Below are 25,047 nucleotides of genomic sequence, written 5' to 3' on the forward strand. Positions count from 1 at the left end.
CGGTCCACAATCTGAGTGGCAAGATTAGTAGTCTTTGCGGTACAAAACACAGCCTTAGCCATGATGATCCTCCCTATTATATTCGAAGTTTAAGGTTGCTGTTCAACTTCTAACTGGCTATCAACGTTACCAGCACTCGCAACTTCTTGAGCAATGTCTTCAATTCGTTTCTTTTCTTCAGCCGTCGCGACTGGCCCTCTTAGGGTGACTTTGCCGTTCTGCGTAATGATTTTCACATTCTGAGCATTGACGGACATCTGCGTGGCGACGACCCGCTCGCGAATTTTTGCGGTGATATCAATATCGGCCTGGTTTTCATTTTGATCGATGGGTGTTTTTTCATTGGCGTCACGATCGCGGACGTTGACACCCGTATTGTCACGATTGGCACCGGTCGAGTCGCTCGCCGATTCCATACACCCGCTGAGCGCAAAAAGCGCCAGCCCCAAGATTATTAAGCGTCTCATTTTTAAGTCCTTGTAAAAGTGCTCGAATGGACTAATCAAGGCAAATTGCGTGCCTTATGATTCGTTGTTTGTTATTCACAAATAACAAGGAAACATAAGGAGAAGTTGGCAGGTAATGCACCACTTAGGACTCGCGGACTGCAGTTCGCCTTTAAGTCTCAAGCGGAAGCTGGCCATCATCAGACAGCCGTCGCTTGTAGCAGTTTGAACTTAGACGGATGTGACCAAAATCGAAATCCGCATTCCAATTAGTGAGAATTGCATTCGCCTGTTGAGTCTTAATTGCGACAACATCTCTTCAGTGGCTCGGTCAAAAATTAGTGACGATTCTTCTAAGAGAGGACGCGCCGATTCTAAGGCACTCTCCACGATGCCCCAAAGCGACCGCTTTTCTGAACGCAGCCCCGTGCTGCGATGTATTTGTACTGCGCGTACAGGACGAACCGACATTTCGCAGTGATTCGTGACCTATGTCACGCCCACCTTACGTAGGTAGCTAGAATGGGAAACATGTTGCCAAAGCATTCGATCAGCAGTGTGCGACAACGCAACTCTCTGCCAGTAAGAACCTCCACAAAGAAGTGTAGGAAAACAAGTCTCGCGAACTCTGTCGAGTGACCTTAATTCCACAAAACGCTGGCCTTTTCGCCATCCATTATCGCCAACTCCCGTTGTATTCCCTTGTGTTAGCGCGGCAATCTATTTAACTTGCGCCGAGCCACCATTTGGCCAAAGGGTGCCATTAACTGGTTGCCCAGCGACACTGTCGACAAACTCAACTCGTCGAATGCGCGGTCCACTTCTTCGACGTAGAGATCTTGGGACACCTGGGCGCCACTGCTGACTTGCACAGCAGTCGCGTGGACCGGAACAAGAGGTAGAGCTGTTCTAGAATTGAATGCGGTTAATGCGCCGCCAGTGTTGAGTAGAAGAGCGCGCGAAGCTTGCACTGGCCTACTTAATTCTTCATCAGAAATCATAAATCCTAAATCAGAAATCTCATTATCCTCCGCAACCACCGGCACGGGCTGTTCACCGTAACTCACTTGCCAGGCACTCAGGTCGCTTGCGTCGACATCCAGATCGTCGTCGCTGTTGCCATCGGATCGCACAGCATTAGGTTTGCCATAGCCCCGCTGCCAAGCCAGGAAATCGCGACCGTCGACATCGCCGTCCCCATCAAAGTCGGCCGACGAATCAGCTTGCGATTCGTACGCGCCGATGTCCTGCCGGAAGCCATTGCCGCCGTTTGCCACGCGTGACCGCCCGCGCTGGTCGACCGCAGAGTCGGCTGAGTAGAAGGCGAGATTGTCGTGAATCGAATCGTTGCCGACGACATTGAACGCTGCCAACCCGAAGTACGCCGTAGTGGTGTTGAGCGTTTTCGTTTTAACGACGGTCGTGATGCCCGGTCCGCTGAGAGTTGACTCGATCGTAATGGTCGTCGGCGTCGTGCCCGTCACGCGGATTTGCAAATGCATCAATCCGCTCGGCGTGCCTACGATGGGAGTTGTCCCCACGCCCGGCGCGTCATCTTCCAAGTTAAAGATCGTTGACCCATCGACGAGGTCGGTGTTGATGCGGACTTCCGACAACAACGTGCCTCCGTTCACCTCGCTGAACAATGCTAAGCCGGCCGAGCCGTTGACGTTGCCGTTCGGATTGTCGAGTGGGTAGTTGAAGCCTAGGTCCACCGACACGAGGTCACCGACGTTTTGCAGCTTATTGCCTTGGTTCCAGATATGCGCCGCAGCACCGTTGCCCACGTTGAGATTGACCGTGCCACTGCTAACCGAAGGAGCATTGGTAGGAAAATTGTAGACGTTGACGAAGTTGTAATTGGTGGCGAAATCATTTGCAGAAAAGTTGTCGATAATCGTGCCCGTCAGACCCGAGTCGAGGGCCAGGCTACCGGGGAGCAGCGCGTGTGTTTGCGTGGGTCCACCGTTGTCAGCCAGCGGACCGAGCATGGCGTTGGTGTTGAACAGGTTATTCGTTCCCGTGATGCCGGGGTCTGCGCCGCTGAACAAGTTGTAACTGCCTGTGAGAGTTCCGGTGTTCAGGACGGTGCCGTCCACGATTGAGTTGCTGAAGGTTGCCGAATGCGATCCGCCTCCAAAGGATTGTAGCGCCGTACCTACATTGGCTGTGTTGCTCGTGATCGTACTGTTTTCGACAATGAGCGTCGTCACACCACTGGGCGGGCTATAGTTGATAATGCCGCCGCCGGAGGCAAAAGCGGCATCATTTTCTGAAATCGTGCTGTTGCGTATCGTAGTCGTTCCGCTGCTATTGATTCCCCCACCCCCCGAGGAGGCCTTATTGCCAGAGATCGTGCTCCTTTCCACCGTTAGCGTGCCAGAGTTGACAATGCCGCCACCGAAGCTCCCCGAGTTCGCCACAATCCAGGTTTCAAGAACTGTTAAATCCTCAGCATTTCGGATGGCACCCCCTGCGGTCACATCGCCGCCGGTTAGTGTGAGTCCGCTGATGGAAACGGCAATCTGCGCAGCCGTGCCATCGTCGATGTCGAATATCCCCCAACCGTCCGCAGTTCCGAAGGTCGTATCCGTGCCGTCGCCGGCGTCGAGCGTGAGTTGATTGGCGCCGAGGCCGGTAATCGTGAGGGAATCGGTAATTGTCGGCAACTGGGAGTCGAGGTTGATCGTTTGCCCGCTCAGGTTGTTGTCGAACGTGATTGTGTCTGCCCCCGGCACTGCATTGGCGTCAATAATAGCCTGGCGGAGGGAGCCTAGACCCGAATCGTTCGTGTTCGTCACGGTCAGCGAAATCGGGACGATGTCGAGCGTGTATGTACCGACACTACTATTTTGGTAGGCGCGGACTGCCAGGAAATAAGTTCCATCGGTCGGAGGGGACCAAATGATCTGCGACGCACTTCCGACGCCGCTTTCATCGTTGTAAGCAAGCTCAGTTACGCCGTTGGTATCGTAAAGCCACAGCTCCGTGTCGGTGAGCGTGCCGGTAGTCGTGAATATCCTATAGAGGACATCTTGCAGTCCGGAGAATGAGAAAAAGTCGCGGTCCGCCAGAAAATTGATCTCGCCGCCACTCGTCGAGGGAGCGCCGATCGGCGTGGCGTTCACTGGAAAGTGGCTGTGATCATCGGGATATTCCTCGACACTTATGGTATAGCTCCCGGTGTTGTTGTCGCCGTTGTCTCTCACTTCCAAAAAGAAGGTTCCGCTAGTGTTAAATGCAACACTTAGTTGCGACGCATTCCCCACCCCGCTATTGTCGTCAAACCCCACTGAAGTCGTGCCATTAGTGGAATAGAGCCGCAGCGTAGTGTCGGTGAGCGAACCAGCGGTCGTATACAACCGGTAGACCTTTCCGGCAGTCACAGTGAAAGAAAAGAAATCAGCATCGGCGTTACTCTCGATCCAGCCGTCGATGGTGGAATCGATCGCAATCGGCGTGGCGGTAACTGCCGTATTGCTATGGTCGTCGACGTGCTCCGAGATGTCGAGCGTGTAGGTGCCCGTGGCATTATTCTGCCAGTCCCTTACTTCCAGGAAGTAGGTCCCGCTGGCAGGTGCGGTCCACAAGATCCGCGACGCGCTACCGGCGCCGCTCTCGTCGTCGTAAGCAAGTTGCGTCACGCCATCGGTATCATAAAGCCATAGCTCCGTGTCGGTGAGCGTACCGGCAGTCGTAAAGATGCTGTAAAGCGTGCCAGCCGTGGCGCTGAACGAGAAAAAGTTGCTCTGACCGATAGCCAGAATTCCTCCGCGGGTGGTCGAGGGGACACCCAGCACTTGCTCGACGGCACCGATATCGATTTTTGTTCCCATGACGCGACGGAAGGGGCCGCCGCGTTGGTCGAATTCGCTGCCGCTTGGCACAATGGCCGGATCGCCGGCGTCGATAGCTGGGCTTCCGAATAGCAAGGCGTGAGTTTTTGTCGGTCCACCATTGTCAGCCAGTGGGCCCAGCAGTGGGTCGCCACTCAACACGTTGAAAGTATCTGTGTTTAACCCTAATCCGACATTATCAAAACTTCCCGCACTATTTCCGGCCACGATACTGCTGGTCACATTCATGGCGCCGTTGCTGTTTATACGAGCAATGCCGCCGCCGAAGAAAGACGCGTGGTTTAGCGTAATCGTGCTTTCGCTGATATTGACCGTGCCGCTACGGTTGAAGACGCCGCCCCCGCGGTGCGCCGTGTTGCCGGAGATCGTGCTGCTGCGAATGGTCGTCTGGTCATAGTAATAGCTGTGGACGCCCCCTCCGTTGTCGATTGCGATATTGCCAGAAATCGTGCTATTAGCAATGTCGGCCGTACCGAAGGTGGCGATGCCACCACCATCGTCGCCAGTCCGATTGTCAGCGATGGTGGTGCGTGAGATGTTGAGAATCGCGTCGTTGCCACTCAGAATCGCCCCGCCGCTGCCTGTGGCGGCGTTACCGGCGAGGATACTGTCGTTGAGAGTGAGACTTTCATTACTAAGAATAGCTCCTCCGGAACCCGCGATGTCGCCACCGGTAAGTCTCAGGCCGCTAATGTCGACTTCGAAAAAAGTTCCGGCAATTCCATCGTTAATGCTAAAAATGCGGTGACCGTCGCCCGTGTTAAACACGTCATCTGTCCCGTTACCCGCGTCGACAGTTATGAGGTTAGCGCCGGGACCGTCGATGGTTAGCGCTTCGGTAATTGCGATCTCGGAGCCACCGAGCAGAATCGTCTGCCCGTTCATTGTGGACGCAAATGTGATGGTGTCTTTTCCCGGGCGAGAGTTCGCGATTTGAATCGCCTCACGAAGCGAAAGCTGCCCGATCGCGTAATTACCATCGACAACATCGGTGTTCGTGTCCACGACCAGCGGCAAGTCTGCTTCGAACGCCCCGATGTCGGTGCGGGCTGTGCCATCGCGGTTAGCATCGACGACTCTGGAGAACCCCACGCCACGCTGGTCGACGAGACTCGCGCTCGCGTGGAGGGCTACTTCGCTGGGGGTGAGCGCTCGATTATGAAGGACGACCTCGTCGAGCGTGCCGCCAAAGGGACGTGAGGGGTCGAGTTGGCTGAGGCGGCCCATTGTTAGCCGCAAATCTGCCGGTAAACTGCCAGTCGCGCCAGAGAGCGAAGAGACCATCACGCCATTGAGATAGATTCGCATCGAGCTGCCATCGCGGACCGCAGCCAAATGATTCCATTGGCCCGCCACGAACGTAGCAGCGGGCGATGTGAGACTTTCACCGCCTGAGTTACCTGCGGGGATGCGATTGAGAAACCGCAATACACCGTCTGGGCGCAGTTCCAGAAGCACCGCGTGACCACCAGCATTATCGGTTAGCGCGAACAGCGATTGCTCAGTGGTCGAATTGTTGGTGTTGAACCACAGTTCCACCGAATATGATTCTCCACTTAGCTGAGAGGCGGAGAACGGTGTGGCGACCGACACATAATCGTTAACTCCATCGAACGAAGCGGCGTTCCCACCGATTTGCACTGGGCCCGACTGATTCAGGATTATGCCATTCTCTAAGACGCCTGGATGGGCGCCGATCAAATCCGGGGCGGCAGTTCCTGTTGCTTCTTCGAAGCGGTAATACGCAACGGGCGAGCGGCCCGCGTCGATGGCGGGGCTGCCGGGGAGCAGCGCATGAGTTTTAGTTGGGCCGCCGTTTTCTGCGAGAGGTCCGAGCAGCGCGTTAGCGCTGAAGAGATTGTTCGACCCTATAATGCCAGGGTTTGTGCCGCTAAACAGGTTGTAACTGCCGTTGAGTGAACCCGTGTTCAGAACCGTGCCGTTGATGATCGAGTTGTTGAGTGTGGCAACTATTGGTCCCACTCCAAAAGAATACACCGCCGAGCCGGCGCCCGCCGTGTTGTTGGTGATCGTACTATTCTCAAGCATTAGCGATGCCGTGAGCGCGGGCGGGGCATAATTGATAATGCCGCCCCCCGAGGTACCAGTCGCATCATTTCCAGAAATCGTGCTGTTAACAATTGTGGCTGTTCCGCTGCTATTGATTCCGCCGCCGCCAGAAGAGGCCTTGTTGCCTGAGATCGTGCTGCCGACCACGGAGAGCGTTCCCGAGCTAACAACGCCACCACCGAAGTTTCCTGAGTTCGCCACGATCCAGCTATCGAGGATCGTCAAATTCTCAGCGTTCGAGATCGCCCCTCCAGCGGTCACATCGCCGCCGGTCAGAGTCAATCCGCTGAGGGTAACGGTGATCAAACTGGCCGTGCTATCGTCAACGTTGAAGATCCGCCAACCGTCAGCCGTCCCGAACGTATTGTCAGTTCCGTTGCCGGCATTGAGAGTGAGCAAATTGACGCCGGGGCCGGTGATCGTGAGCGCCTGGGTGATTGTTGGGAGTTGCGAGCCAAGGCTGATCGTCTGAGGTGTGCCAAACAGGCTCGGTGCGAAAGCAATCGAATTGGCACCGGGGATAGTATTGGCCAACGCAATCGCCTCTCGGAGCGAGATACCACCAACACCTACACCGTCGTTTTCGTCCGCCGTCGTGTTGACGAGGATCGTGCTCGTTGCGTAAAAATCGTCGATAGCTAAGCCGTGATCGTTCCCCGCATCGTTCGTTTCGGTCCAGCGGATCCATAGTGTACTGCCCGCCGTCCATTCGAGACTGTTAAGAGTGCCGCCTCGACCCGTCGCGCGATTCGCCGCGGCATTGCCATCGAGCGCAGTCGCCGTGGCCGTGTTTTGCAAGGAACTGAAATTAAAACCGCTGCCCGGCGCGGTCCACGTGGTCACGGCGTCGAACGTTGCTCCGAAACCGTACTCGAGTGTCATCGTCTGCGGGGTGATGTTGCCGCCGTCCCGCCACTGCTCGCCCGTGTATTGAAGATCGAGCGCGTCGATCGTTTTGCCAGTCGTGTTGGTGAGAGCGACCGTCATCCAGCTGGCCACCGCGCCGTTGGCTGGAGAGCCAAAATAGGCGCCGCCTGATCCAATTCCGCCGAGGGCGCGCTCGTTGTTCGTTCCCGTACCAAAGCTGTATAACGATCCCGCGTTACTGTTTCCATCGCTAGTATTGATTGTGGTGATTGCCGTGCCAGGCGCGGGTTGGCGGTAAAGGCTCCAACCCATGAGCGTCGTATCGTTCGCCCACGCTTGATTCGTGCCACTCGTGACGAGTGAATTGAAATCCTGTAAGTAAGCACCAGTGAAGTTAACGCTCAATAACCGCCGATCTTCGAGCGGTTCGAATCGCATCGAACGAGTGTTGAGAGAAGAAGTTGAGTGACCACGACGAGAAAGATGCGCGGGCCGAAGAGCGGCCTTGGAGAGCTGGCGACGCATGGAGGAGTTTCCTAAGCTGCGGGATGAGGGGTGCATACCCCCCGGCGCGACTTTGAACTGCTAGAAGAGGGCTGGTCGATTATAAACCAGGGTTAGCCGTTAAGCGAATAGATACAGAAAAGGGGCAAATTCCGGCCCTGAATGCGGCCACATTCGTCCCTTTTCAGTCCATCTCGCGACTAATACTCGCAGAATTACTTGAGAGTGAATCGGACTCTGATCTTTAGACTGGATGTCGCGGGCACTCAATGTCGAGAGTGCACTCGTCAGCAGGCTATCACGTTCCGGGAGCCTCTAATTTTGCACGAAGCACTATGCACCCGCGAGATGGTTGTCGCTGGTATGGCAGAAATATCGTCGGATGGCACACACCACGTTATATTGTCAGCAGGGGTGCTTCGTGCCCAATGGCGAACCGTCATTTTGCTCGTCATTTCAACTCTAATGACACGCCCTCCTGGGGCAGATAACGACCAAGCTCAGCAGCGGCGGGTGCCGAGTGAGCTCCGAAACTGGAAATGCCGACATGCCCCCGCCGTCTGCTGCAGCGTCTGGCTCGGCGGGCCTTTATGCCCTGCCGCAAAGCCTGCTACACTCACTTGTGTGCGGGTGCAAGGAACTTGAACGGCTCGCTCTTCTCGAAGTTGGCGGTCTGGTCGCCGGTCGTATCGGGCTTGCCGGCGAGGGTGAGTTTCCGCACGCCGGTGCCTTCCTTGAAGTCGATCTTGTACAACTTCACCCAAAGGGCACCTGGGCTGTTTGTGTCCTGGTAATAGTAGACACGGTTCTTCTGGTCTGCGACGGTCAGCCAGATGGTCGCTGACACATTGGGCGCGCCCTTCTTGCGGATACCACGAGGGACGCTCACGTTTCGCATCACGCTGAACACGGCCGCCACGGCTTCCCGCGAATCGGCCGACTGTCGGCACGCGTTGATGTAATATGAAGCCCGCGCAAAGCGGTCCGCGGCCCGAACGGTGCCCGGCAGCATCACCGCCCCATCAAACTCTTTCCAGTACTCATTGATCGCAATCTGCTTGTCGTAAGTCGGCGAATTGGTCATCACCTGGAATTCCTTACCATGGTGTATCACCAACTTACCCTTCACGTATTCAAAGATGGCCGAGTCGCCGGTCGAGTCAGAAATGGCTAAATGGACTGTCCCTTTCTCTCCGTTCGGTGCTGCGACGGGGACGACGCGGAACGCGTTCTTTTTCATCTCTGCGACAGCTTCATTGACCGTCGTAAAGTTGTCCAACAGATGTTGAGCCCAGGCAGTGATACACACACCTGGCCGCTTGTCGTCGGCCGCGGGATACTCGGATTCGACCAGGTACAGTAGGTTCGCTACTAGCCCTTTTTCGTTCATACCATCGGCGGTGCCACCCTCGTAGATCGAGGTCACAACGCTGCCGTACTTGCTGGTCCACTCCAGCGACCCCTTGCCGAGGCCGCCGTCTCGCTTCATCCCGCGAGGGAACAACCATAAGTTGGTCTGCATGTCTTCGACCCAGTCCATCGACCGGCCGGTGACGGTTTGATTTCTTTGCCGAAGTAGACCGCGCGGGTGCAGGCGGTCGCATCAGGAGTGCTCCCAACCAACGCCACCGAAGCGACCACGAAAATCAACATGCACGAACTACTCAGTCGTCGCATCACGATGAACCTCTTGATATCCGTAAGACCCCGGCCGCCGAACAAAAATTCTACGGCGCAGCGCCGCATAGTACTTGACTGGAAGGAGCTATATGGCACACAGACGTATATTATCTGCACGCCACCACTTCATTCCACGGCGGAACTCCTATCATGGCAAAATCTTATCGCCAGCCAAGCACCAATGCAAGCATCGGCAAAGGCGGCGCTGCGCCGTATAACACGCCATTTTCGGGAGTTATGCAGCCGATCTGTGTCCCACAAGACCGGAAGCTGCTCGACCAGTTTCGCGACAAGATGCGTTTCGCTTCACCACTTCCTAGCGCCCGTAGTTCAGTACATCTTCAAGTGTAGTCAGAACGATGGCGAAGGCCGCCGATTCGTGCCCTCCGACAGGCTGCGTTGGTGCCCAGGACGAATCGACCGATGGGTGCTGATCTGGTGAACTAGGTCACGCCCACCTGGGCACGCCCGGACGGGGCTTATGCAGTTGGTCCGATGGCTACGGAACGAGCTACCGAGCGAAAACTCAGGCCAATCCTGTTAGCGCACTGGAAATTGTTGCAGTTCGGGCACAGTGTACAATGGCGGCAATCGAAGGGATTTTGTTGTAGAGGCAATGCATTCTCAGGATAGAACTGAATCGCTGCGAGAGGGACGACCATCGCCGAGAGCAAGCATTCCATCCATATCGCTCCAACGAAATGCCTCACCAAAATGAGTAGAAGCGGAAGCGCTTTCTCCTACGACTATCGATCCATTACTTGAAACTGCTTTGGCTCGACTCAACGTGCCTCCCGGGAGAATTCCTAGCCCCAGCATCCCAGTAGCAGAAGTCCACCGAAATGCTTCTGGACCAAATGAGGATTGGCTCTCGCCTACCACGGTTGAGCCGTCGTTGGAAACTCCCAGCGCAAAGCTGTCTATGTCGTTTGCCATTAAACCTCCCAGTGGCAAAAAAGTGACCGCATCTAGCCTAGACACACCGGATAGGAGCACTAGACAAACCATTCCCTGGCAGACTATCAATTGGCCGGTCTTCACAAGCATTTCTCCTTAAACAACGAGTGTCATACGTATTATAGTTATTACTTAAAAACTTTTGCTCAACGAAGAAAATTTCTACTAGTGTTTTATTACGTGATTGCAATCATTCAGTCTTAGAATCTATACATCCCAAAAAACCACGGGCCAATCTTTGTAATAAATCTCAATAACCTGTTGCCGGGACATTCTCACTTTTTCTTATTTCTCAGTCGTTTCAAGTATCCCGCCGCGAGAGCGAAATTATTGAACACACCGCGGGTGGATCGGTGGCGAGAAGCTTATCTTGGCGTTGGTGAAATCCACTCTGCCGGTGATGGAAAGCAAGTCGGCGGCGTTATTGACGAAGTCGATGGTAATGCGAGCTTTTTTTATGCGCGTGCTGTTCCACGCCGTAGCTTGCCTAATCGCACCCCGTGGGCGAAAATTAAACGCTTCGGTCCGCAGCGCAAGAGGTAATCGAGGGATACAGTATGGAATTTGGGCATGTTGAAAATCCGAAGGATGTTGATTTCACGATCCCAGCCGACCATCCTGGCACGGCCAAACGGCTGAAGACCCAAGCCTCAAAGTCAAGCGAACTCGAAGTCTACGTCGGCTGTGCCAAATGGAACAAACGGGATCTCAAAAACTTTTACCCACGAGGAACCAAAGACGAGCTCGCATATTACGCCACGCAGTTCAATTCCATCGAGCTCAATGCCACGTTCTATCGTTTGTTTCCAGCTGAAACATTCGACAACTGGTATCAAGCAGTGCCGGAAAACTTTCGGTTCTTTCCCAAACTTGAACAAACCATTTCTCACTACCGTCGCCTGAAAGACGTCAAGGAACTCGTCGAGCAGTACGTCGCCAACATGTCGCACCTGCGTGAGAAGCTGAAAATGCCGTTTCTGCAGTTGCATAACAATTTCGGGCCGAAAGATTTCGATCGCGTCGCGGCGTTTGCCGAAAACTGGACCTACGACGTGCCACTGGCGATCGAGTTTCGTCACACCGATTGGTACAACGACCCGACCGTTTCAAGCCAACTCTACGATCTGCTCGAAACGCACGGCATCACAAATATTCTTGTCGATACGGCCGGCCGCCGCGACCTGATGCATATGCGACTTACGACCCCCACGGCGTTTGTCCGCTGGGTCGGCGCGAACGAGCCTGAATCCGATCGCGCGCGACTTGATGAATGGGTAGAGCGAATCTCGAAATGGAAGAAGGCCGGTTTGCAGAAGCTTTTTTTCTTCGTCCATCAGAATGCCGAACAGGAATCGCCCGCGCTCTCCGCGCACTTTATCGAACGGCTCAACAAGAAGGTTGGTACGAAGCTGCCCGTTCCCAAAACGCTTGATGACAAGGGGTTGCTTTAAAACTCAGACTCTTAACACCCCCCGAAATCCCGGCACGGCGTAATAAGACTGCGCTCCGTTGTGATACGTGAACACGTGGCCGTAACGGCGATCACAAAACAGCGCCCCATCGAGTTTTCTGATCTTCGCAGGAGTTTGCACCCAACTCGATGTTTTCAGATCGAACTCCCCAAGTTTTTGTAGCTCCCGGTACTGCTCTTCGGTCAGAAGTTCGATGCCCATGGCCGTAGCCATGCCCACTGCACTGTCTTTGGGCTTGTGTTCTTTTCTGGCGTTTAAGGCTTCATGATCAAAACACACGCTGCGGCGGCCTTTGGGGCTTTCCTCGGCGCAATCGAAGAAAATAAACTCGCCCGATTTCTTGTCGTAACCAACAACGTCGGGCTCGCCCTCCGTTCGTTCCATCTCGTGGAGTGACCACAGCTTGTCGGGACTATCTGCCAACTTGGCTTCGACGTTCGCCCACTTCAGTCCTTTGTGACGGTTCATATTCTCTTCAAAACGCGTTTTCAACACGCTCAGCAGCTTATCGCACTGGGCTGGTGTTAAACTCTTTTTGGGTTTGGCGCTGGGCATTATGAAGATTCCTTGTTGTTCTTATATTCCATATTTTTATCACGCTAAGTGGCGATTCGCTCCGGCGTCGGCCATCTCCCGCAACGCTACGCGATCGACTTTCCCAACGGCGTTGATCGGCATCGTGTCGAGCACGATAATCTCGTCCGGCGCTTTATAACCAACCCGGCGACGCGAAAAATCGATCAACTCGGCGATGGCCGGCGGCTTGGCCTCGGGTCGCCAAGTGATATAAGCGCGAACATTTTCGCCGTGGACCAAATCGTGAATGCCGATCACCCCCGCGCTGGCGACGGCCGGATGTTCCAACAACGATTCCTCGACCTCTTGCGGGCAAATGTTCGAGCCGTCGTGAATGATAATCTGCTTCTTCCGACCGCGAAACCAAAAATAACTCTGTTCGTCGGTCGCAACCAAATCACCCGTGTCGAGCCAGCCAGCGACAATCGTTTCCTCGGTCGCGTCAGGTCGATTCCAATAGCCGATCATGTTGCTCGGCGAACGGATCCAAAGCTGGCCCGATTCGCCTTGAGTTACCTCAGCACTATCCCCGCGGATCGAGGCATCAAAACCTGGCGCCAATTGGCCAATCGAACCAATTCGATTGTGCGCGGCCGTGGGATTGATCAGCGACGTTCCCGTTTCGGTCATGCCGTAGACTTCTTCGATATCGAATCCCGCGACGTCCATGAACTCGCGCTCCAACTCCGCCGAGATTTTATCGCCTCCGGAGATACAACGCCGCAGCGATTGAAAATCTTCGCGAGCCGCGCCGTGATCGCGCACGAGTCCAAACAGCGGGCTGGGCAACATGCAAAGGAGCGTCGGCCGCACGGTGCGTAAGAGTGGAAGCAACTCATCGCCACCAAACGTGCGCGCGACGGCCACACAGGCCCCCGCGCCAAGTCCAGCGAATAAGAAGGAAGTTGCCGCGATGTGCGATGCCGACGTAGCCGGCAGAAATATGTCGTCGGGTGTAATCGCCAGACCATCAATCGCACTGGCGATCATCCAGCCGAATGTCTCGTGGGTGTGCGTCACTCCTTTAGGTTTTCCCGTGCTGCCCGATGTGAAAAAGATGAACGCGGGAGTATTTGGCTCGGGCGAGACGAGATCAGCAGCAGGCCCGTCCGTCGTGGTCAAATCTTCGAGGCGCGGATAACTGCTACTTTCAGTTCCAAAGCTAATACGGCCCAGCGGGAGTCGCGATACCTGCTCACTTGAGGCGAGGACATCGTCGCGTTCGGCGTGGGCCACCAGTAGCAACGCACCGCTGACTTCCAAGGCATGATCGATCTCGGGCGCTTGATAGCGATAATTGAGCGGCGTTGCGACGAGCCCTGCCTTGCAACAAGCCAGATAGTGAATCACGAGCTCGCCACGATTCGGCAACAACGACGCAACCCGATCTCCCGGCGTGAGCCCCATCTTTAGATAATGCCGAGCGAGCCGAGTCGACGCTTGATCAAGTTCCCGCCACGACCATTCTCGTTCAAGCGAGAACAGTGCCCTTGCATCGGGATTATTATTCAAACCCGCTTCGAGCAGCGTGGCCAGATTTATAGGTCGCTTAAGTTGAGGTCCGCGCAATGTCACGATTTATGATCCTCGCAGTCAGCATCAGGTTGGCACTAGCATAGCAATTTTAGCCGCGCAGCAAAAAGCACTGGGTTCCGACAGCCCCCTGCCCCCCGGAATAAGCTACGCTTTTCGTAGTTTCCCATCAGTTCCGGCGGATCGTCTATGCACACCATTGTCACCGCAGAATCGCTGAAACCGGCAGAACAGGACGTCCTCAACCTGGCCGGCAGGAACAAAGGGCAGCTGGAGATTGCTCACCGCTCCGACACCCACGGGCACGCCGTGCGCGCCGGAAAAGATAAACTCTACGACCCGCAAGATCCGCTCTATGCACAAAACTGTTGCGAAGCGGTCCACACGCTCATTGAACTGCAACTCTTGCGCACGGGCACAACACCGAAGCATTTCGAATTAACCAACTTTGGCTGGCAGATCAGTCGCAAACTGACGGCCCATGCCAAACACCGCGGCACCAACTAACAAAAAATTTAAAAAGAATCGGCACACGTTATGTCAACCGCGACAGCCAGCACTTGGACCAGTCCCACCTCCAGCGAATCGCCCGCCGCGTTGGTTTCGGCCCTCGGACTCGACGACAGTTTCTTGCCGGAAGAGCCAAGCACGCTCGCCGAAACCGGCTTGAGCGCGACGTTCGTCGAAGACCTCGTGATCAAGATCGTGCATACGGCGGGCTCGCTCACCGGCAAACAGATTTCCGATCGTATCTGTCTACGAGTCGGAATTTTGGAAGACATCTATACGGAGTTGCGAAAGCGGCAGTATCTGGCGCTTTCCGGCTCAGGGATGCTCGGGGACAATATTTATCAACTTACCGATCTCGGCCGTGAACGCGCTCGGATCGCAACTCAAGAATGTGCCTACACGGGACCAGCCCCCGTTCCGCTGGAAGATTACGTCGACTCGGTCCAAGCGCAAACTATCCGTTCCGAAAAACCAAAGCGCGATCGCCTCGAAAAGGCGTTCTCCGATATTAATGTCGAACCCGAAATGCTCGCGAAGTTGGGTCCAGCGATCAGTGCGGGCAAGGGGATGTTCGTCTATGGCCCGCCCGGTAACGGCAAGACAACGATTGCCCAACGCATCACACGCTGCTTTGGTCAGAACATTTTGGTTCCGCATGCCATTATCGAAGACGGTCAGATCATCAAGTTCTTTGATGCTTCGTGCCACGAAACGGTGGAAACAGCCGTCAGCAAGTTGATGAATACGTCGAACCAGGATCGCCGCTGGATTCGTATTCGTCGGCCCACGGTCGTCGTGGGTGGCGAATTGACAATGGACAGCCTAGAACTCAAACACGATCCAGTCAGCCACGTCAGCGGCGCGTCGTTGCAACTCAAAAGCAATTGCGGCAGCTTGCTGATCGACGACTTTGGCCGGCAACGGATCAACCCCACGGAACTTTTGAATCGGTGGATCATTCCGCTGGAGAATCGTATCGACTTCTTGACCCTGGCGAACGTTAAGAAGATTGAAGTTCCTTTCGAACAGTTGATTATCTTTTCCACAAATCTGGAGCCCAGCGATCTGGCTGACGACGCCTTCCTGCGTCGGATCCCGTTTAAGATTGAAATCGGCGCCCCTTCCCGGCAAGAGTTTGTCAAACTGTTCGACGTGTTTGCGAAGAAGGCCAAGCTTGAATGTTCGAGGGATGCTTTGGAATACTTGATTTCGCACCACTACGAACAACGCAATCGTCCCATGCGCCGCTGCCACGCCCGTGACCTCTTGGACCAGGTGACTCACTACTGCGAATACAATGAGTTGCCCCGCGTGGCGACCACGGAAATTCTCGATCACGCGGTGAGCAATTACTTCACGGCAATGAGCGGTAAAGAATAGCTGAGCGGAAATTGTGTTCCCCAAGAAGTCAAGTTTTCATCCCGAGGGAGGCTTGCCGACAGAGGGATCTGGCTTGCGGCACCATCTCGCATAGTTAGCTCACGATGATTGAAGCCAGATTCTTCGGGTCGTAGAACTCCCCTCAGAATGACAATTCAGACTAAGCCAGCGCCACGACCAGCGACTTCATGCCCAGCTCGCCTTGCAGATAGTCATCGTCGTCAGTTTGTTCAATGGGTTCGCTCATCGCCGCAGCGAGTGTTGCCGCAGTGATGTACCCCACCGGCTTATTGTTCTCAACAACCAGCAAATAGCCTTTGTTCGCCGCTTGCATGGCTGTCGCGATCGCGGCAAGTCGGGCATCACTCACGATGACTTCAGGATTGGGATCGAGATGCTCTTCAATCGCTGCGAATGCGTCGCTGCCGCAATCGCGAAACGTCTCGGCCTCAATGACACCCAGCAAACTACCGGATTCGTCGATCACGGGAACACAGGGCGGGAAAGGCTGTTGCGACGAAAACGCATGAATCCCCCAACTGTTAGGGGACGAATTCGCCGCACTGATGGGCAGCACCAAAGGCAAGGCTTCCATAATGTGTTGGGCATCGACATTGCTGTGCGTAGGCAAGTTCTGCTGCCAATGCGTGTAGGCTTCCTCAACTTCGCTCGCTTCGAGGATTTGATTGCCACCAAAACCGCGAATGTTGCGTAACGCCACGAGTCCTCGCTTGATCGCTTCGGCCGCATTCTCGCCCCATGGCCAATCAAAGACTACACTGGAGAGCGTTAGTCGCAATCCCTTGCTGCTTAAAGTGTAACTGCTTTCGCTAAACATCCTTCCCAGATTTTCAGCGAAGGCAATTGCTTGACCTACCGATTGACCTTGCAGTAGTGCCGCGTAAACCCCTTCTTGCAGGATGCCGCGTGAGTCCTCGCTCGCCAATTCTTCGTGCAGCAACTTAGCCAATAATGTGTTCGCTTCCTCGACCGTGCACTGGCCGTATTGCGAGCAAATTGTGTTAAGAAAATCGATCCCCACAACGAGCACGCAACCTTCGTTGCTACCTCGCGTGTCGCGAAGCTTTCGTTCCAGTTGCCGCAAAAAACCTTGTCGGTTGGCAATGCCCGTCTGCAAATCGAAGGTCGTGGTGATGCTAAAACGCTGTTCGAATTCCAACCGGCGACGCCCTCTTCTGAGGCACGACGTCAATTCGCCGATATTGACCGGGTAGCGAATCAAGTCGTCGGCACCCAGTTCCATCAACTTGTCGGCATTCGCCAAGGAATGCGAATCGTAAAACGCCACGCGATAGGAATAAGGGGTCGAGCGTGGTGAAGACAACAGTTTCCTAATTTCAGTTTCGTCGCGAGCATCAAGCAGTAGTAGCGAGGGATGGTTCGTTCGGTGCCAAGCGGCATGATCGCTCCAATCAGACGAAGTCGTCGCCTGATATCCAAACGAGGACAACGTCCAACAGATTTCACGGAGCGCGGCTGTATCGGTCGAAACGATCGTAATGGGAAAGTCTTTAAGATGAGAAGACACGGCAACCTCATGCAAGCGAGGACGTGGTGGGTAACATTGCTGCTCAAATCAACTCTAGCATTTATTCTTCCGATTCGTGTCACGGGCTCGCTGCCTCCTCAAATCGATAAGCTACGCTTCAAGTGGTCTACAATCTTTTCCTTGGTTAAGCGACCTAGAACGTAACCGGTTCGCCGGATTGTGCTCTTGGTTTTGCGTTATCCGTTCAACTCAATATCACGAACGAAGGCTTGTACCCGTGGCAATCACCTTGCGTAATGAGAACGACACTCGGCCGCGGCTAGAGTTCTATCCGCTCAACAGTCCGACGCTGAGAACGATCGTCATTGAGGAATATCCCTTCGTCATTGGACGAGGCGAAACCGCGCAGCTTCAGATCAAATCCGAAAGTATTTCGCGCGCGCATGCGGAAATCACCAAAACCTCCAACGGCTATTGTCTCCGTGACTTGAACAGCACCAATGGAACTTCAGTCAACGGTCAGCCGATCACCGAATCCTCCTTGGAAGATGGCGACTCGATCTCCGTGGCGGGCACGGAACTAACTTTCATTAGCAACGTGCCCGGCCAAATCGAGCGAATGGTGACGCAGCCGCTCACTGACCGACGCAAAACTGATCCCAATCTGGCTTTTAGCGGCCATGTAAGAGCCCGCCGCGAGCTCAGCGAAGCGCTCTTGTGGCAGGCGATTCCACTGAATTGCACCAGCATTCTCGATTGCGAATCTAATCTCGAACAAGCAACGATTGTCTCGGTGGATGAACCGCTGGCCTCGCGATTGCATTCCATGGATGCCTTTGACGGCTGCTCGACGGCCTCGCGCATCCAACAACTAGCTTGGCAATTAGCGGCGGAACATTCCAACCAAATGTCATCGTGTGATGCCATTTTGCTGCGAGTGGAGTTGCACTCTGGTCTCGACGAACGACTTTTTCTCGCCTTGGATCAAGCATTCGATAGCCTCAGCGGGTGCCAGTCGGTCGGCATCATCATGCCCTGGGCTTGGGCCGTGCAATCAAGCGAAGCGCTGGCACTCTGTGCTGAACTGAAAGAGCTTGGCGCAGAACTGGCCTACGATCGGTTTTCCGGCGGTCCCACGTGCGTCAATGACATGGCCCCCGCGGCGCCGGATTATTTGGTGCTTGCTCCGGCGTTATGCCGCGGAATCGCTTCGTATCCTCGGCGGATGACGCAACTGAAAAGTGTGATCGCCAATTGCGAGGCTGCCAATATCAAAGTCGTTATGCCGGCGCGGTTGCCCAAGGAAGACTATCAAGCCGCCAACGACATCGGTGTGAATCTAAAACTGAGTGCTGCCAGCGGCGTCGCTGACGAAATCAATTCCTTGTCCACTCCGGCGACTGTATAGCCAATCATCATCTCGCCAGTTTGTGATTTTACTATGTCCACGACATCGACTCACCACGTCGCGCTTCCAGAAGGCTACACGGTCGTGGATCGTCTCGGCGCCGGCGGGTACGGCGAAGTGTGGAAAGCAACCGCACCTGGCGGTTTTGAGAAAGCCGTTAAGATTGTATTCGGTCATTGCGAAGATGGCATGGCCGAACGGGAACTCAAATCCCTAGAGCGTATCAAAAGCGTCCGCCATCCGTTCCTGCTTTCTATCGAACGCTACGAAATCGTTAATAATCGATTGGTGATCGTCACGGAGCTCGCCGATCGCAGCCTCAGCGATTGCTTTCAAACCCACATCACCGACGGCCTAACGGGCATTCCACGCGAGCAACTGATTGCCTATTTGTGGGATGCCGCCGAAGCGCTCGATTGCTTGCTCGAGCAGCATTCGCTTCAGCATCTCGATATCAAGCCTGAGAATCTGTTGGTCGTCGGCGATCATATCAAAGTGGCTGACTTTGGTCTGGTCAAAGAGCTGGCCTCAAAAACGCTCAATTCGATGATGGGCGGCATGACGCCGCTCTACTCTGCACCGGAAATTTACGACAACAACCCGTCTTCACGCAGCGATCAGTACAGCCTGGCCATTGTTTATCAGCACATGCTGACCGGCACCCTTCCCTTCTCCGGCCGCACGCCGGCGCAATTGGCCAAGCAGCACACTCTGGCACAGCCGAACGTCGGACCGCTCGATGAGGCCGATCGCGTAATCGTCAGAAAGGCACTCGAGAAAAATCCAACGTCACGCTTTGGAAGTTGCCGCGAATTTGTCAAAGCGCTGCGTTTCGCTGGCCAAACCAACACTACCAACAGTGGCAATCCAACAAACAGTCGTTCCGCACCTGCTTATCAACCTCTGGCCGACGAAGACACCAAGTCGGTGCTGCTTAGCGACACGCAACATATTGAAGACTCCGTCGCCGCGGCGGCCACCCAAGTGCTTGGCGAGATTCAAAACGCCCTCGATTCGCTCCAAGCTTTAGATGCACAGCCAAATCCTTCCCAACCAGCCCTTGAGTTCCCTGTTGTTGATGCGACCATCGAAGACGTAGAAACACCGGCTGGCAGGCTCGAAGCAACTGCTGCCGTTCCGACATTGTTTGTCGGCGTCGGCGGCGTGGGTATCAAACTCCTGAGGTCACTGTGCAGCCAAGCCCGGTCGATTGACACAAAGCATGAAAAAGCCTTGGCCTGGCTGGCCATCGATACCGAACAAGAAACGCTGAGAAATACGTTCGCTGGCAACGAACAAGACTGTCTCGCCAGCGAGGAGAAGCTGCACATTCCCCTCCGGCGACCTAACCAATACCGCGAAGGTTCCAGTGCCCTCTTGCAATGGGTCAGCCGTCGCTGGCTTTACAACATTCCACGTTCGCTGCAAACGCGTGGCTTTCGCCCTCTGGGACGCATTGCAATTGTCGATCACGCTCGCGATGTTCTCGCGGCTTTGCAGAATCGATTATCTTGGCTCGCAACCAACTTCGCGCAATCGCCCGAGGCACCCAAACCCATTCGCGTCGTTTTGCTCACTGGTATGAGCGGCGGCACCGGCGCTGGGACGGTCATTGATATAGCCCAAGCCGTGCGCTCGATTTGTCAAGAATTCTCGCAAGAGGTCCTCGTCGAAGGCGTGCTCGCCAGCACCTACCACAGCGACGGCCAGGACTCTCTCGCGGCAGCCAATATGTTTTCGCTTCTGACCGAACTTAACCACACACAGCTCCAAGGAAACTGCGGCGAGAATCCCCCGCCAGGTCCCGCCTCGCGATTTGAGCTGTCACAAAATCCTTTCGATAAGATCGATTGTGTAACGATTCCCTCACGCGGTGAGCGCAAAAACTTCGAACTCACGATGCAATCGATCACTGAATATTTGCTGCTCAAAGCCGACGGGGCCTGCGGTGAAAATAACGACCCGGATCAGAAGGAATTGCAAACCTTTACCTGTGTAAATATCAGCCGGTTGGCCACGGTCTTTGCTGCTCTTAACCAAAAGCGCCTCTTAAAAGCCATCGCAGGATGTTGGGTGCAACAAAGTACAGTCAACCAAGACGACGATGCAAAACTGTTCGGTGTTCATGCGAATTCCAATTTTGCTCGTGCGATCATGGAGCAGGTCCCCCTTCGCCTGCCAAAATCTGAGCAGCCTTTAGCTGAGGATGAGATCAATAGGTGCCAAGCCGCCCGCGCGGCAAAAATCAAAAACATCGCTCAGGCATTCCAACAGTTTGTCGACTCCATCGATTTAGCCGATGACAATCACCCCCCTGCAAGCTCTGCCCCTATCCAAGTAGCCAATGATCGCATCGTCGCGGAACTCTCGGCGCTGCTCCAGTGCCACGATGTTTCAGCCAACGAGTTGGCCAGCAAGCTCACAACATTGGTTGACGAGCAAGTGGCCAATCTCTCCGACCGCAATTTAGCCGCCAATAACGCAGAGTTGGTCGAAAGCACATTGATCCTTTCGCAACAAAGCGTCCTCGATTGCGGCTATCGTCGGCGTTCGCTCCTGATTTCCTCCAGCGATGATGCGAATTCGTCGCTCTACGAAGCCATGCAGCATGCCTGCCCAACACTTGCCAGCAGCCAGACTCAAGTGGCCGACGCGTATCTGATTCGCGAAGGCTTTGGCCTGCAGCCCGTACATCTTGGCGCACGCCTCGCGGAAATCTACCCCGACATCGTTGAGGCCGCGGGCCGATTGCATGCCCGCGATGATATTCACTGGCAAGACTTGCGTTGTGAGTAGGTTCGACCGCAAGGTTCGACTTCACCCTTCATTTCGCGCTGGATTATCTCGCAGCCGGTATCCCACCCCCTGCTCGGTGATAAGCAACTCGGGGCGACTCGGATTGTTCTCCAGTTTCTTACGCAGATTGGCCATGAAGACGCGAACATAATGCGGCTCGTGAACCGCATGCGGGCCCCACACTTCCTTGAGCAATTGCCGATGCGTCACGACCTTCCCCAAATTGCGCGCAAGTACCGCCAATAAATCAAATTCAATCTTGGTGAGCTTGACCTCTTCTCCCGCTTTGAAAACAACGTGCCCTTCGAGATCGATATTCAAATCTCCAACGGCCACAACTGTCTCCGCGGAATCACTGGACGACATTTTGGCCGCGTGACGTAAGGCAACACGAATTCGCGCGAGCAGCTCGCCCACGCCGAACGGCTTGGTTAAATAGTCGTCTGCCCCCGCATCGAGCGCGGCGATTTTTGAATCTTCCTGTCCACGCGCAGAAATAACAATGATCGGCATGGCCGACCACTCACGGATTTGGCGCACAACGTCGAGCCCCTCGCCATCGGGTAGGCCAAGATCCAACAGCACCAACGCCGGGAGTTGCTGCGTCACGACGCGCAAGCCTTCCGCACAGGTCGTTGCTTCGGCCACTTGAAAGCCCTCGACCGTGAGCGAGGCACGCAAAAAACGTCGAATCGGTGTTTCATCCTCGATAACGGCGATCAACGGACTGGATGTGCTCATAAGGATGTCGACTCCAGTGCGCGCTCGACAACTTGCGGCGGGGTTTCTTGGTTGGGCAATTCCACATGAACGACTGCCCCGCCATCGGGCCGATTCATCGCGACAATCTTTCCGCCATGAACCTCGGCAATCGCGCGGCATATTGCCAGTCCAATTCCCGTCCCGCGGCGATCATGCACTTCGTTGCCACCGCGATAGAATAGGTCGAACACTTTTTCTTCATCACCCTCGGCAAAGCCACGCCCTCGATCGGCCACTTCCAGCACCACGCCATTCTTGCCCCCACGGGCCGAGACTTCAATGATGCTCTCGGGAGGAGAATACTTTGCCGCATTGTCGATCAGATTTAACAGCAGTTGCTCAATCAAAATGGAATCGACATGAATCAGCGGCAAGTTGTCATCGAGCGACGTTTTGATCTCCCGCCCAACAAGTTGCCGTTCCATTCTCGTCAGTGCCGAGCCAATGATGTCGTCCACGGGATACCACTGTCGATCGATGGTCACCTTGCCACTGGAGAGCCGCGTCATGTGCAGCAAATTCTCCACCAGCCGGGCGAGTCGTTCCGCCTCGTCGCTGATGGTCATCAACAAGTCGGTGCGAGTTTCCAGTGGCAGCGAATCCCCCGCAGTGGCAAGCGTGCTGCTCGCCCCTGCGATGCTGGCCAGGGGGGTGCGCAAATCGTGCGACACGGCGCTCAACAACGAGTTGCGCAGCTTTTCGGTTTCGATTTGTAGCTGCGCCCCGTGAGCTTTCAAAACGGATTCGTCCCGCTCGACCGAAAGTGCAATCAAACTGCCACACGTTTCGAGCAAACGGATTTGATCGGGATCGAGAAATCGATTCGCGTCCCGCGGCCGCACGCCAATCGCCCCCACCGTGCCACTTGAGCCAATCAGCGGAACAAACAAAGCCGTGGCATTCGGCAACGTATCAGTTTGCGCACCGGCGATTTTACCATTATCAGCCACCCACTGAGCCACATCACGATTCAGCGGAGTCAACGCGATCGAGGTTCCTTCACCATATCTAAGAAACAATTTTCCGGTAGCTGCACGACTGAAAATCACGATCTCACCGGCGAAAATTTCTTGGAGTTGCTTCCCGGCAGTGCGAATCAAAAATTCCGTGCCCGAAAGTTCGCTGAGCTGCCGCGTCATGCGAAAGAGTTGACCGGTGCGCTGCTCTTGTTGCTGAGAGATTTTCAACTGCTTCCGTTGTCGCGACGCGAGACCACTAATCAACAGTCCAATGCCCAACATCACGGCAAACGTGATCACGTACTCCGTGTCGCTCACTGCAAACGTCAGATAAGGTGGCACAAAACCGAAATCAAACACGAGCACGCTGACCACCGCCGCGGCAATTGCCGGGCCACGCCCCAAACGATTCGCCACGTAAGCCACGCCCGCCAGAAAAATCATTACGATGTTCGCTTCGGCCAAGCCAAACCGTTGTGCGATCCATCCCAGCACTCCACACAACGCCACAACAAATGCGGCAAACGAATATTCACGCCATGAAATTGTGGTTTCGCTAAACCGATTCGTAACCGATGGTGGCTCAACCTCTGTCGCTGAAACGACATAGATATCGATGTTGCCCGCCTTTTGCAGGAACTCATCAATAATCGTGCCGTAGAGTTTTTGTTTCCACCACGAAAGGCCCGTCTGCCCCACGACAATCTTGGAAACATTCCGCTCACGGGCAAACTTAATGAGCGTGTCGGCGATGGATTGGCCGATCAAGATATGGGTCTCAGCCCCTAGCTTTTCAGCCAGGCGAAGATTGTTGCCTGTTTGCGCCCAATTGCGTTCGGCCTCCGCTCCTTCGCTCCCAGTATTGACCGCCACGGCCAGCCATTCCGCGCCCAGGGAAACGGCAAGCCGTTTGGTGCTGCGAACAATCTGCGCGCTCGACGGACTTGGCCCGACGCAAACCAGCAATCGCTCGGTCGTGAGCCATGGTGCCAAAACGGCCCGTTCCTGGCGGGCTTCTTCCACGTCGCGTTGTAAGCGGTTGGCCGCCTGTCGCAACGACAACTCGCGCAAGGCGACAAGGTTTCCACGCAAAAAGAAATTCTGTAGCGCTCGTGCGGCCTGTTGGGGGATATAAATCTTCCCTGCCTGCAAGCGGTCAACCAACTCTTCGGGGGTGAGGTCGATCAGTTCAATCTCATCGGCCCGCTCGAGAACCGCGTCAGGCAGTGTTTCGCGAATCACAACGCCGGTAATTTGCGCGATCACGTCGTTGAGACTTTCGATGTGCTGAACATTGAGCGTCGTCCACACATCGATGCCCGCATCGAGCAGTTCTTCGACATCCTGCCAGCGTTTGGTATGCCGCGAGCCCTCGACATTCGTGTGGGCCAATTCATCGACAAGAATCAACTCCGGGCGGCGCGCCAAAGCACCATCAAGATCAAACTCACGCAGCGTAGTGCCTTTGTAAGGTATGCTTCGCGTGGGAAGAACATCCAATCCCGCGAGCAACGCCTCGGTCTCAGGCCGGCCATGAGGTTCGACGTAACCGACGACAATATCCACGCCCGTCGCTTTCTCACGCTGCCCCGCCGAGAGCATCGCATAGGTCTTGCCGACACCCGCGGCATAGCCAAAGAAGATTCGCAGCCGTCCGCGTTGCGCGCGGCTTTCCTCGTCGACGACGCGGGCCAAGAGTTGATCAGGATTGGGTCGATCGTCGTTCATGCTCTTCGCGCGGCGAGTTTTGTTCGATCTCA

Annotated in this window: 15 protein-coding genes; 6 read left to right on the top strand and 9 right to left on the bottom strand. The window is 55.0% G+C overall.

Annotation, left to right across the window (positions count from 1 at the left end; translation table 11 throughout):
- Positions 1–89: 89 nt before the first annotated feature.
- From AC6T8Q_RS17585 to AC6T8Q_RS17595, 3 genes are all read right to left on the bottom strand, one after another.
- Entirely contained in the window at positions 90–506 is a 417-nt protein-coding gene (locus AC6T8Q_RS17585; RefSeq protein WP_500680325.1) for a BON domain-containing protein, read from the bottom strand.
- Between the two features lie 647 nt (positions 507–1,153).
- Positions 1,154–7,678, bottom strand: a complete 6,525-nt coding sequence (locus AC6T8Q_RS17590) for a choice-of-anchor Q domain-containing protein (protein ID WP_500680326.1) — start codon at positions 7,676–7,678, stop codon at positions 1,154–1,156.
- A 682-nt stretch (positions 7,679–8,360) separates the two neighbouring features.
- Positions 8,361–9,266 carry a linear amide C-N hydrolase gene (locus AC6T8Q_RS17595; protein ID WP_500680327.1) on the bottom strand — a complete coding sequence of 302 codons (906 nt, stop codon included), beginning with the start codon at positions 9,264–9,266 and terminating at the stop codon, positions 8,361–8,363.
- A gap of 308 nt (positions 9,267–9,574) precedes the next feature.
- Here AC6T8Q_RS17595 and AC6T8Q_RS17600 point away from each other — a divergent pair, with 308 nt between their 5' ends.
- On the top strand, positions 9,575–9,775 hold the full coding sequence (locus AC6T8Q_RS17600; RefSeq protein WP_500680328.1) for a hypothetical protein: 201 nt from the start codon (positions 9,575–9,577) through the stop codon (positions 9,773–9,775).
- Positions 9,776–10,048: 273 nt separating this feature from the next.
- Here AC6T8Q_RS17600 and AC6T8Q_RS17605 read toward each other — a convergent pair whose 3' ends face one another.
- Positions 10,049–10,471, bottom strand: coding sequence for a hypothetical protein (locus AC6T8Q_RS17605; protein WP_500680329.1), 423 nt, complete (start codon positions 10,469–10,471; stop codon positions 10,049–10,051).
- A 467-nt stretch (positions 10,472–10,938) separates the two neighbouring features.
- On the opposite strand from AC6T8Q_RS17605, the gene AC6T8Q_RS17610 reads away from it, so the two are divergent.
- On the top strand, positions 10,939–11,832 hold the full coding sequence (locus AC6T8Q_RS17610; RefSeq protein WP_500680330.1) for a DUF72 domain-containing protein: 894 nt from the start codon (positions 10,939–10,941) through the stop codon (positions 11,830–11,832).
- 3 nt (positions 11,833–11,835) lie between these two features.
- Here AC6T8Q_RS17610 and AC6T8Q_RS17615 read toward each other — a convergent pair whose 3' ends face one another.
- The gene (locus AC6T8Q_RS17615; protein ID WP_500680331.1) at positions 11,836–12,408 is read right to left on the bottom strand and encodes a DUF4256 domain-containing protein; all 573 of its coding nucleotides are present in this window, start codon (positions 12,406–12,408) and stop codon (positions 11,836–11,838) included.
- Positions 12,409–12,447: 39 nt separating this feature from the next.
- The gene (locus AC6T8Q_RS17620) at positions 12,448–14,004 is read right to left on the bottom strand and encodes a class I adenylate-forming enzyme family protein (RefSeq protein ID WP_500680332.1); all 1,557 of its coding nucleotides are present in this window, start codon (positions 14,002–14,004) and stop codon (positions 12,448–12,450) included.
- A 147-nt stretch (positions 14,005–14,151) separates the two neighbouring features.
- On the opposite strand from AC6T8Q_RS17620, the gene AC6T8Q_RS17625 reads away from it, so the two are divergent.
- Both AC6T8Q_RS17625 and AC6T8Q_RS17630 read left to right on the top strand, forming a co-directional pair.
- Positions 14,152–14,469 carry a hypothetical protein gene (locus AC6T8Q_RS17625; protein WP_500680333.1) on the top strand — a complete coding sequence of 106 codons (318 nt, stop codon included), beginning with the start codon at positions 14,152–14,154 and terminating at the stop codon, positions 14,467–14,469.
- Positions 14,470–14,499: 30 nt separating this feature from the next.
- Positions 14,500–15,852, top strand: a complete 1,353-nt coding sequence (locus tag AC6T8Q_RS17630; protein ID WP_500680334.1) for a DUF8689 domain-containing protein — start codon at positions 14,500–14,502, stop codon at positions 15,850–15,852.
- Between the two features lie 160 nt (positions 15,853–16,012).
- Here the strand turns inward: AC6T8Q_RS17630 and AC6T8Q_RS17635 are convergent, their stop codons facing one another.
- Positions 16,013–17,401, bottom strand: coding sequence for a diguanylate cyclase domain-containing protein (locus AC6T8Q_RS17635; protein ID WP_500680335.1), 1,389 nt, complete (start codon positions 17,399–17,401; stop codon positions 16,013–16,015).
- A 238-nt stretch (positions 17,402–17,639) separates the two neighbouring features.
- Between AC6T8Q_RS17635 and AC6T8Q_RS17640 the strand changes: the two genes are divergently transcribed.
- Positions 17,640–18,770: an FHA domain-containing protein gene (locus AC6T8Q_RS17640; protein ID WP_500680336.1), complete on the top strand. Its 1,131-nt coding sequence runs from the start codon at positions 17,640–17,642 to the stop codon at positions 18,768–18,770.
- 33 nt (positions 18,771–18,803) lie between these two features.
- A complete protein-coding gene (locus tag AC6T8Q_RS17645; protein WP_500680337.1) occupies positions 18,804–21,566 on the top strand; it encodes a serine/threonine protein kinase in 2,763 nt (920 codons plus the stop codon).
- Positions 21,567–21,587: 21 nt separating this feature from the next.
- Here the strand turns inward: AC6T8Q_RS17645 and AC6T8Q_RS17650 are convergent, their stop codons facing one another.
- Both AC6T8Q_RS17650 and AC6T8Q_RS17655 read right to left on the bottom strand, forming a co-directional pair.
- The gene (locus AC6T8Q_RS17650; protein WP_500680338.1) at positions 21,588–22,307 is read right to left on the bottom strand and encodes a response regulator; all 720 of its coding nucleotides are present in this window, start codon (positions 22,305–22,307) and stop codon (positions 21,588–21,590) included.
- The gene (locus AC6T8Q_RS17655) at positions 22,304–25,015 is read right to left on the bottom strand and encodes a DUF4118 domain-containing protein (protein WP_500680339.1); all 2,712 of its coding nucleotides are present in this window, start codon (positions 25,013–25,015) and stop codon (positions 22,304–22,306) included. The genes AC6T8Q_RS17650 and AC6T8Q_RS17655 overlap by 4 nt, the downstream gene beginning before the upstream one ends.
- Between the last annotated feature and the right edge of the window lie 32 nt (positions 25,016–25,047).

The sequence above is a fragment of the Bythopirellula sp. genome, from assembly GCF_041737835.1.
Taxonomy (GTDB): Bacteria; Planctomycetota; Planctomycetia; order Pirellulales; family Lacipirellulaceae; genus Bythopirellula.

Excerpts from the sequence above, each read along its gene's own strand:
- AC6T8Q_RS17590 (WP_500680326.1), bottom strand. The coding sequence starts at position 7,678 with ATGCGATTCGAACCGCTCGAAGATCGGCGGTTATTGAGCGTTAACTTC.
- AC6T8Q_RS17595 (WP_500680327.1), bottom strand. The coding sequence starts at position 9,266 with ATGCAGACCAACTTATGGTTGTTCCCTCGCGGGATGAAGCGAGACGGC.
- AC6T8Q_RS17600 (WP_500680328.1), top strand. The coding sequence starts at position 9,575 with ATGGCAAAATCTTATCGCCAGCCAAGCACCAATGCAAGCATCGGCAAA.
- AC6T8Q_RS17605 (WP_500680329.1), bottom strand. The coding sequence starts at position 10,471 with ATGCTTGTGAAGACCGGCCAATTGATAGTCTGCCAGGGAATGGTTTGT.
- AC6T8Q_RS17610 (WP_500680330.1), top strand. The coding sequence starts at position 10,939 with ATGGAATTTGGGCATGTTGAAAATCCGAAGGATGTTGATTTCACGATC.
- AC6T8Q_RS17615 (WP_500680331.1), bottom strand. The coding sequence starts at position 12,408 with ATGCCCAGCGCCAAACCCAAAAAGAGTTTAACACCAGCCCAGTGCGAT.
- AC6T8Q_RS17625 (WP_500680333.1), top strand. The coding sequence starts at position 14,152 with ATGCACACCATTGTCACCGCAGAATCGCTGAAACCGGCAGAACAGGAC.
- AC6T8Q_RS17630 (WP_500680334.1), top strand. The coding sequence starts at position 14,500 with ATGTCAACCGCGACAGCCAGCACTTGGACCAGTCCCACCTCCAGCGAA.
- AC6T8Q_RS17645 (WP_500680337.1), top strand. The coding sequence starts at position 18,804 with ATGTCCACGACATCGACTCACCACGTCGCGCTTCCAGAAGGCTACACG.
- AC6T8Q_RS17650 (WP_500680338.1), bottom strand. The coding sequence starts at position 22,307 with ATGAGCACATCCAGTCCGTTGATCGCCGTTATCGAGGATGAAACACCG.
- AC6T8Q_RS17655 (WP_500680339.1), bottom strand. The coding sequence starts at position 25,015 with ATGAACGACGATCGACCCAATCCTGATCAACTCTTGGCCCGCGTCGTC.